Raw genomic sequence first — 10100 nt, forward strand, 5'->3', positions numbered from 1 at the left:
CCATGCGAACCCCCTCGTCAAAGCTCCCATAAAGGTCGGTAAGCGCGGCTATGATAAGATTGCCGAGGTTGTGCCCTGCGATACCGTCACCCTGCCGAAAACGGTAGGTAAAAAGGTCGGCCATCCCCTTATCCTCGGCCAGAGCTACCAGACAGTTTCGTATATCTCCCGGCGGAAGTATCCCGATATCCCTGCGCAGCCGCCCCGAGCTTCCCCCGTCATCGGCCACGCTCACGATGGCGGTCACCTTATCCGCGTACCGCCTCATGCTCCTCAGCGCTACCGGCAGCCCGGTACCCCCGCCTATTGCCACCGACTTTATACCAGACATATATGCCGCCTTTAATCCTTACCCGCCTTACCGATCTTACCGGTCTTACTGTCCTTATTGCCCTTTGTTTCCCATATCCGCCCCATGTCCCTATGCCGGGCCACGACGTTATAGCCTTTTTCTTGCAGAAACCCGGCCGTTTCATTTGCAATTGCAACCGAGCGATGCGTACCGCCCGTACAGCCTATGGCTACTGTAAAATGAGTCTTTCCCTCGGAAACGTAGCGCGGCAGAAGAAATGCCAGGAGTCCCTTAAATTTCCGCAAGAATGTTTTGCTCTCCGATCTGTTCAGGACGAATTCGCAAACGTTCTCGTTCGTCCCATCGAAGTGCTTCAGCGACTCGATATAGTGCGGATTCGGCAAGAATCGCACATCCATTACCAGGTCCGCATCAAGGGGCATGCCATACTTGTACCCGAACGACATCACGGTTATCATGATGCCCTTTTTTTGCTTATCTTTCTGTAGGATGGCGGTTCTGATCTGATCTTTTAGCTCAAATGGCGCGAGGTTGCTTGTGTCGATTACGAGGTCGGCCTCGCCGCGAAGCTGCTCCATTATGTGGCGCTCTTGCTGAATACCATCCGTTATCGCGCCTTCCTCGGAAAGCGGATGCCTGCGCCTTGTCTCTTTAAAGCGCTTTACCAGGGCCTCGTCCGAGGCCTCGAGGTAGAGTATCTGGTACTTTATCCCGAGAAGCTTTAGTTTTTGCAGCTCTTCAAAGAGCGTGTCGAAAAACTCGCGACCCCTCACATCGCACACTACAGCGACCTGCCGCACCTTGCTCCCCGGAAGAGTGCACAGTTCGGCCATTTTTGGGATCAGCGAAGGCGGCAGGTTATCGATACAGAAGAAGCCCATGTCTTCAAAACACTTGATAGCCTCTGATTTCCCCGCTCCCGATAAACCCGTGATAACCGCAAATTCAATATTCTGATTCAATTAACAACCGCCTCACTTATAACTATTGCACGACGTAAGCACGCGCTCACAGCCCCCGCTACGTGTCCGCTCGCCTCTGTTTTTTTTCAGCTCTTGTCTAATTTCTTATTCTACACGAAGGGGACGTTGTTTCCTGTGTAAACTTGTTGTGTTAGGACGCACAGGAAACAACGTCCCCTTAAATTATTTTACGGCAGTATTCCTTCAAGCGCCAGAAGGCGTTCTTTCCACCCGCGCTTGCCGCTCCATCCGCCTATACTGCCATCGCTCTTCAGTACCCTATGACACGGCACCACTATGGGGACAGGATTCTTTGCCATCGCATTCCCCACGGCCCGTGCCGCCTTAGGCCGTCCGCAGCATTGCGCTAATTCTTTGTATGTCAAAGTCTCACCGTATGATACAGACTTTAGAGTATCGTATATCTTGCACTCAAACTCTGTTGCTTGCCCGTAATCCAGCTGGTAGACGAATTGTACCTTCTCTCCATTAAAGTATCTACCTAGAGTTGAGGTTAATTCTAATCCTAATGTCTTATCGTGTTGTAGCCGGTCATATCGCCCGGCGATTTCTTCTTTTAGCAAGCGTTCGTTATCCTGGGGGAAAATGATGCCCGCAAGGCCTTTTTTGCTAAAGACCGCCGCCCCCATACCCCATTGGGTCGCATAAACGTTAAATCCCTTTAATTCTAAGCCTGCCATTTTAGTACTCCACTACAATCTACCCTGAAAATAACCAGTTACCCTAATAATCCTGATAACCGTTGAAATGGCGATAGACCCGTTCGGCGATAACGCTTGGCAAACCGGGAACGCTGTTTAGTGCCTCAAGGCTTGCATCCGCGATTTCGCCTGGGGAGCCGAAGTGCTTAAGTAAAAGCTTCTTCCGTCCCTCGCCCACCCCCGGGATCTTATCCAAGGTCGATTCGACCATTGCCTTACCGCGTAAGTTCCTATGGTACGCGATCGCAAAGCGGTGCGCCTCGTCCCGTATCCGCTGCATTAGCTTTAAAGCATCGCTGCCGCGATCAAGTCGTACCGGGTCGGAACAACCCTGTACAAAGATTTCCTCTTCGCGCTTTGCAAGCCCGACAACAGGGACGTCTTCGCATCCGACCTCTCTCATCGCTAAAAGAGCGGCTGAGAGCTGAGGTTTTCCTCCATCTACGATAACGAGATCCGGCTCGTCGGAAAACGATGGGTCGAACTTGGCATCCGCATGCGTGAACCTGCGGTGTATCACCTCGTGCATCATCGCGTAGTCGTTGATGCCGGCATCGTACCGTATCTTGAACTTCCTGTACTCATCCTTCGCCGGGCGACCCTGCTTGAAGACGACCATCGAGCCCACAGAGTTGCTGCCCTGGATGGTCGAGATATCGAAGCATTCTATACGTTCCGGAGGCCCGGATAAACCGAGCGCTTGGGCCAGAGACCCAAGAACCCGGCTCGAATTCTCTTTCTCCCATGAGTGCTTGATGACCGACATATTAAGTGCATGCTGGGCGTTTGCCGCTGCCATGTCGATCAGGTCGCGCTTATCGCCCCTCTGAGGGATTTTAAATGAAACGTCGGTTCCCCGCTGCCGGCTTAGTAGTTCCTCGATAATATGTGTATCCTCAAGCCTAAGCGGCACAAGCACCTGCGGCGGGACCGACGTGGAATTGATGTAGTTTTGCTTGATAAACGCGCTTAAGACATCTTCATCCGACTCTCCCCTATCCAGGATAAAGTTCTTGCTGCCGATAAGCTTGCCGTCACGCACGATCGACAGGTTGATGCATCCGAGCGAGCCGTCAAAGCTTAAACCCACCACATCGAAGTCTTCCCCCGTCTCGGAGACGATCTTCTGCTTTTGCAGAACGACGCGTGCGGCGTCCAGGCGATCGCGGATGCGGGCCGCCTGCTCGAACTTTAGACCCGCCGCCGCCCGGCTCATCTCGGCCTCAAGCTGGTCGATTACCGGCTCGGGGTGGCCCTCCAGGAAAAGCTCGATCTTTTCAATCATCGCACGGTAGTCCTCTTTTGAGACCGCCTCGATACACGGCCCCAGACAACGTTTTATATGCTGGTTGAGGCACGGTGAGCCGGTCGATTTGCCCGGCTTGCCGCGCTTACACGTCCTGAACAGGAATATCTTGCGCAGCGTATCAAACGTCTCGCGCACCGCCGCCACACTGGTGTACGGCCCGTAATACCCGGTGCCGCGCCGGTGATTTTCCCTGGTTATCAATATCCTTGGAAAGGCGTCCTGCCAGGTGATGGCAATATACGGGTAGCTCTTATCGTCCCGGTAGGATACGTTAAACGCCGGGCGGTACTTCTTGATGAGGTTGCACTCGAGCACCAGCGCCTCGAGTTCGCTGCCGGTTACGTAAAACTCAAAATCGGCGATTCGCTCGACAAGCGCCCTGGTCTTTGGCGCGTGGTTACCGCTTTGGAAGTAGGAGCGCATCCTGTTGCGCAAGGATTTGGCCTTGCCGACATAGATAACCCTGCCCTCGGCATCCCGGTAAATATAGACACCGGGGTCGGCGGGCACGCTTTTTAGTTGTTCGATTAGTCGTGACTTAGTGTTCATAAATGAGTGTTCATAAATGCGGTTTTGTCTTGTTTTAAAGGTATAACTCCTCAAAGCGTATGTCAATCTTGAGACCGGGAACTATTATGTTCTCGCTCCACTCCAGAGCGTGCAAGCAAAAGGTATCCGGGTAAACCGTTACAGCGGTAATAATTGAATTGTAAGTCATTGCCAATTGAGCATGCTGATGATAGTATAAAGTCATAACTATTACACATTATTAACAACAAATGAGACCGCCTTTTTTGCGGACAACAGCACGGGATGCACACATAGCTCAAACCAACTCTGCCCCCAGCAGAGTTTTTTTATTGGTTGGAAGAGCCGGGGCTTTAAAGGAGGACGTATGAGGGTATTTCAGATAAAAAAACCGGGCAAACACACCACCTTCGCGCTTGGGATAGTACTGGTGGGTCTGCTGGTTTCGGTAGTTTTTGTACAGGCGGCGCTTGCGGCAAACTGGCAGTGACAAATTGTAGAGAGTACAACAGGCGACGTGGGCCAGTACACGTCAATCGCCCTTGATTCCTCGGGACAGCCACAAATCAGCTATTATGATGCGACGAACCATAAACTTAGATATGCATACAAGAATGGTACCAGCTGGGTAAGTAAATCCGTCGAGCCGGGCTCCGGTAACGACATCGGCAAACACTCCTCACTGGCGTTGGGTCCTTCCGATAAGCCCTGCATCAGCTATTATGACGATACTGATGACAACCTCAGATATGCATATAAAGACGCTACGGGGTGGCATGCGGAAATCGTAGACGCCGATAACGACGTGGGCCAATACTCGTCGCTGGCAATCGACGCCTCCGGGAAACCGCATATCAGCTATTATGACGCCACAAATCACAACCTCAGATATGCATATAAGGATGGCGGCGGTTGGCATAGCGGGTCGGTAGAGCCGACGGACAGCACGGATAATGTGGGGATGTACTCGTCTTTGGCACTTGATTCCGCAGGAAACCCGCGTATCAGCTACTACGATGCGACGAATCGCAACCTCAAGTATGCATATAAGGATGGCAGCGGTTGGCACTGGGACACAGTAGATAACACTGGCGACCAGGGTTTATATACCTCCATCGCCATCGACAAAAACAACAACCCCCACATCAGTTACTATGACATCACCAAAGGTCACCTTAAATATGCGTATAAATCGGGCGCAAGCTGGCAGATAACGGATGTCCCGGATAGTAGCAGCAGTAACACCGGGCTTTACACATCCATTGCGGTCGACAGCAATAATAATCCGCATATCAGCTACTACGATGCAAATAACAAAGTGCTTAAGTACGCTTACAGGGATACCAATAACATCTGGCTTATGGAGAGTGCCGATACCGTCGATAAAGGCCAGTACTCATCCATTGCTGTCGATACTAACGGATGCGCGCACATCAGCTATTATGATGCCGCCAGCAGCGATCTCAAGTACGCATATAAAGACGCCCCTCTCGTTGCCTCTACCGATCCGGCCAACAACGCCACCGCTATTGGGCTAAATAGGACGATCACCGTAACCTTTAACGAAAACCTGCAACCCGGCACAATATTAACCGGGATTACGCTTAAGGATAACAAGAACAACATCTTGACCACGGTAAACAACGCCAGTGATAAGACCCTTACCATCGACCCTGTCAACGACTTTAACTACAACACAAGTTATACGGTCACAATTGAGGCGGGTTCGGTTAAAGACGCCTCAGGCAATAATTCGCTGGCCGCCAAATACACCTTTGGGTTTACGGCGCAGCCGGATGTGCCGCCCATGATAACCGGCACCGACCCGTCCAACGGCGCTGCCGGTATCCCAATAGATAAGACCATAAATGTTTACTTCAGCGAGGACATCCAGGCGGGTTCCAACTTTAGCGGGATAACGCTTAAGGATGCAACCGGCACGGCAATACCCGCATCGGTCACTATAGTGAACGGAATCGTTGATGGTACATATAAAAATATCCTGGTTATTAACCCGACAAGCAACCTGGGATATGGGACAAAATATAAGGTAAACATTCCGGCAGGCCCGACGGGCGCCATTAAGGATATGACGAACAATCCGCTCGTAAACGCCTATACGTTTGATTTTACTACAAACGGGAACGCTCCGCCGATTATCCAAAGCACCGATCCGGCCGGTAGTGCGTCGGGTGTTCCGGTGAATAAGACTATTACTATTACGTTTAACGAGGCCATTCAGTCCGGCAGCGCTTACTCGAGCATCTCGCTAAAGAACGGCGCCACTTCCATAGGCACGGCCATCAGTGTTAGCGGAGCTACACTTAGTATTAAGCCTTCCACCAACTTAGGGTTTGGCACGAGCTACACGGTCTCGATTCCGGCAAGCGCAGTTAAAGATAGCGAGGGCAACTCCCTTGCGACCGCCTACTCGTTCAGTTTCACAACGCAGGTATCGGGCACGGCGAAAGCGCCGGCCAATCTTAAAGCCAGCGGCTCGGCTTCAGCGATTACCCTCACGTGGGACGCAGCCGATGGGGCCGTATCATATGTCATCTACCGGCAACAAGGTACAAGTGGCTACGGGCGCCTCAATACCGGTTACCTCACCGGTACCACTTATGTTGACGCGACCGCTATAACAGGCGTGGTCTATGCCTATTACGTGGTCGCGGTAGGCTCTGATGCATTAGAGAGCGCCGGTTCAAACGTAGTGAGGTCCTCGTTAGGTGTTGTTGCGGGCATGGTCATCTACAACGACGTGCCGGCGGACGCCTGGTTCAGGACATATGTCGAGACCCTGGCAAACAAGAAAGCGATCACCGGATATCCCGACGGGGCATTCAGGCCAAACGTGGCCATCACGAGAGCCGAGTTTACTAAGGTGCTGTGCCTTGCGATGGGCTGGCAACTGGATAGCCCGACAAAACAGGCTTTCAACGATGTGGCGCGCGGAAGCTGGCAGTACCAGTACGTGGCGACGGCGATAAAGCACGGAACTATCGGCGGCTACAATGACGGCACCTTCAGGCCGAACGATTATATCACCAGGGCGGAGATTTCAAAGATCATGGTGCTTACCCTGGATCTGCCTGTTGTTGAAGCCAGCAGTACCAAGTTCTGGGATACCCGGTATTCCTGGGCGAAGAACTATATCGAAGCCTGCGTAAAAGCAAACCTTATCAGCGGATACCGTGGCGGCTCCTTCAAACCGGGCACCATCGCCACCAGGGCCGAAGCATGCAAAATGATTGTCTCGATGTTGGATTATAAGAAATAAAGGCTAAATTTTCTTGAGGGGGATGCAATGTCTAAAAATGCGAAATCACCGGGGCGAAGATCGGTCGCCCTAGGTCTTAAGATGATTATAGCCGGATTGGCGCTAATCGCTTTGTTTTCTCAGATCGCTCTCGCGGGCACCTGGCAAACACAGATACTGGAGAGCGCCACGGGAGATGTGGGCCAATACAGTTCAATCGCGCTCGACTCATCCGGCGAGCCAAGCATCGCATACTACGACTCCTCCGAGACCGCGCTTAAATACAAATATAAGGGCTCGGATGGCTGGCATCCTAAAAGTACTGAGGCTACTGCGACCATTGATAACGCCGGTGATGTAGGGCAATACGCATCCCTTGCCATCGACACGTCGGATACCCCCCATGTTAGTTACTACGATGCCGGTGCCACCGGTCTGAAATATGCCGTCAGGGACATTGCCGGTAACTGGTATCCGGAATCCGTGGATAGCACCGATTCGGTCGGCATGTATACGTCGATAGCTGTTGACGCATTAAAATACCCCCATATCAGCTATTACGACGCAACCAACGAGGATTTAAAATACGCATATAAGGATAGCGACGGGTGGCACATAGAAACCGTGGATGGCACCGACAGCGTCGGCCAGTACTCGGCGATCGCGGTAGATTCCTCGACCGACACCCCCATCATCCATATCAGTTACTACGATGCAACCAACCAGAATCTAAAATATGCTTACAAGGATAGCAAGGGATGGCACATAGAACCCGTCGATAATACCGGTGATGTCGGCAAGCATACCTCGATTACTCTGGATGGGGCCGGTAAAGCGCACGTGAGCTACTACGATGCAGCCAACGGCGATCTGAGGTACGCCTACCGGAACCCGATCGGCTTTTGGCAGCGTGAAACCGTGGATACGAGCACCGCTAACGTCGGCGAGTATTCTTCGATAACCTGCGATATGTCGGAAATGCCTCATATCGGCTACTACGATACGGCAAACGGTAATCTAAAATATGCTTACAAAGATGCCATGGGGTGGCACATAGAGAAAGTCGACGGCGACTCCAGCAACGTCGGCGAGTACACATCCATCGCGAGAGACGCGTCAAACAACATCCACATAAGCTACTACGACGTCACAAACGGCGACCTGGGGTACGCCTACAAGGATAACAAGCAACCGACAATCGGCGGCAGCTCACCGGAAAATGGTGATACGGATACTCCGGTCGGCCAGGACATCAAGATATTTTTCAGCGAGCCAATAAAGAAAAGCATCCACTTTGATGACATTCGGGTAACCAACCTGTCGGGTGCAAACCCAACCATAACCAAGACGATCAAGGACAACGTCATCACGATTAAAGTGGCGGATAGACTAAACTATAACAGCAACTACAGGGTCGACATGCCGGCGGATGCCGTTACGGATATCTCGGACAACAATCTTGAATCCGCCGCAGCCTACAGCTTTAGCTTTAAGACCGAGATTCCTACAGATACAGTGCCGCCTACCACTTTACTAAGTATTAGCGGAACCATGGGAACAAATGACTGGTACAAGTCGAGCAGGCCTTCGGTAACACTATCAGTAAATGAGCCTGCAATCATACACTATTACTGGGATGACGGCGGAGGGGCAACTGCAACCGCCCCTCTTACGATTACGGCTCCGGAAGGTATCCATACCCTCTATTACTATTCGATCGATACATCTGATAACCTTGAGACGCCTACGCATAGCAAGGAAATCAAGGTAGATAGCATCGCACCGAGAACCAAGATCACAGCCGATCCGGGATCTCCCAATGGGACTGATGGCTGGTACGTAACCGCGCCGGCTATTACCTTGAGCGCGACCGAGCCGGCCACTTTCCATTACCGGTGGGATAGCAGACCAGAGACAACCACTGCCGGTCCGGTAAAGCTGCCTGAAGATAAGGGCGCCCTCGTCGAAGGGTCCCATAATCTCTACTATTGGACGATTGATGAGGCGGGAAATACCGAGGGGTCAGAAGCTAGCCCGTTGACACAGATATTCAGGTGGGATGTTACCGCCCCCGCCACGACACTCAAAGTGAATCCCTCATCACCGGATGGAACCGGAGGCTGGTATAAAGCTGCGGCCCCCACAATCTCTTTTATAGTCGATGAGAAGCAAAGTACACCTGCAATCGTCCACTATAAGTGGGATGATTTGGAGGAGACGTCCGTCAGCGGTGACCATGAGGCCGATATAAGCTTAACCGTGCCTGAGGGCATCCATGCAATCACCTACTACTCATCCGATTATGCGGGAAATACCGAGGTAACGCGCACCAGCACATTTAAAGTCGACGCGGTGCCGCCCACCATCCCAATAATTACGGCCGTTTCTACCTTAAGCGCGACGGGTGTGAGCAAGGTTGCGGTAAGCGGAACGTCCGATACGTCGACCATCGTGTTAGTAAAAGCAACCGATGACACCACCGAGGTCACGACCTCTGCTGTGTCGACCGGCACATTTAACGCCGAACTCAACCTTACTAAATTAAAAGACGGGCAGATAAAGATAAGCGCTCAAGCAATCGATGAGGCCGGAAACACCAGCGCATTCTGCAACGCGGTTACTAAAACAAAAGATACCATCCCGCCGACCAGCCTCGCTGCCATCAGCCAGATTGCCCCGGACGGCGAAAACGGCTGGTTTAAGAGCATTCCAACAATTATCCTGACGAGGGACGAGCCGGGGGTCACCTTTTATTCCTGGACGTCGAGCAGCGGTCCCTGGGCGACATACTCGGCGATGCTCAGCGTACCCGAGACCTCATCCGGCACACTATACTACTACTCGATAGATGCGGTAGGAAACGCCGAGGAGGCAACACACACTTCCGAGTTAAAGGTGGACGCCACCGCACCCGGCTGCTCGATCGTAGCGCCGATCAACGGCGCCACACTCGCGGGGGACCCGTCGTTCACGGCAAGTGCATCCGATACGTTAAGCGATGTTTCCG

Annotated in this window: 7 protein-coding genes; 3 read left to right on the plus strand and 4 right to left on the minus strand. The window is 52.3% G+C overall.

The features are described from left to right. From COY37_RS09725 to uvrC, 4 genes are all read right to left on the minus strand, one after another. On the minus strand, positions 1–331 hold a 331-nt coding region (locus COY37_RS09725), incomplete at its 3' end, for a gluconeogenesis factor YvcK family protein (RefSeq protein WP_286977407.1). 11 nt (positions 332–342) lie between these two features. Then, positions 343–1263, minus strand: a complete 921-nt coding sequence (gene rapZ, locus COY37_RS09730) for an RNase adapter RapZ (RefSeq protein ID WP_353682417.1) — start codon at positions 1261–1263, stop codon at positions 343–345. Between the two features lie 200 nt (positions 1264–1463). Beyond that, positions 1464–1976 carry a methylated-DNA--[protein]-cysteine S-methyltransferase gene (locus COY37_RS09735; RefSeq protein WP_286677749.1) on the minus strand — a complete coding sequence of 171 codons (513 nt, stop codon included), beginning with the start codon at positions 1974–1976 and terminating at the stop codon, positions 1464–1466. Positions 1977–2019: 43 nt separating this feature from the next. Next, positions 2020–3855: an excinuclease ABC subunit UvrC gene (gene uvrC / locus COY37_RS09740; protein ID WP_286677748.1), complete on the minus strand. Its 1836-nt coding sequence runs from the start codon at positions 3853–3855 to the stop codon at positions 2020–2022. Positions 3856–4201: 346 nt separating this feature from the next. Between uvrC and COY37_RS09745 the strand changes: the two genes are divergently transcribed. The 3 genes from COY37_RS09745 to COY37_RS09755 all read left to right on the plus strand — a co-directional run. Next, entirely contained in the window at positions 4202–4324 is a 123-nt protein-coding gene (locus tag COY37_RS09745) for a hypothetical protein (protein WP_286677747.1), read from the plus strand. 27 nt (positions 4325–4351) lie between these two features. Next, on the plus strand, positions 4352–7114 hold the full coding sequence (locus COY37_RS09750) for an Ig-like domain-containing protein (protein WP_286677746.1): 2763 nt from the start codon (positions 4352–4354) through the stop codon (positions 7112–7114). A gap of 27 nt (positions 7115–7141) precedes the next feature. Continuing rightward, a partial coding sequence (locus tag COY37_RS09755; RefSeq protein ID WP_286977412.1) for an Ig-like domain-containing protein occupies positions 7142–10100 on the plus strand: 2959 nt, incomplete at its 3' end.

It is taken from the genome of Candidatus Aquicultor secundus, assembly GCF_002791875.1.
GTDB lineage: Bacteria > Actinomycetota > Aquicultoria > Aquicultorales > Aquicultoraceae > Aquicultor_A > Aquicultor_A secundus.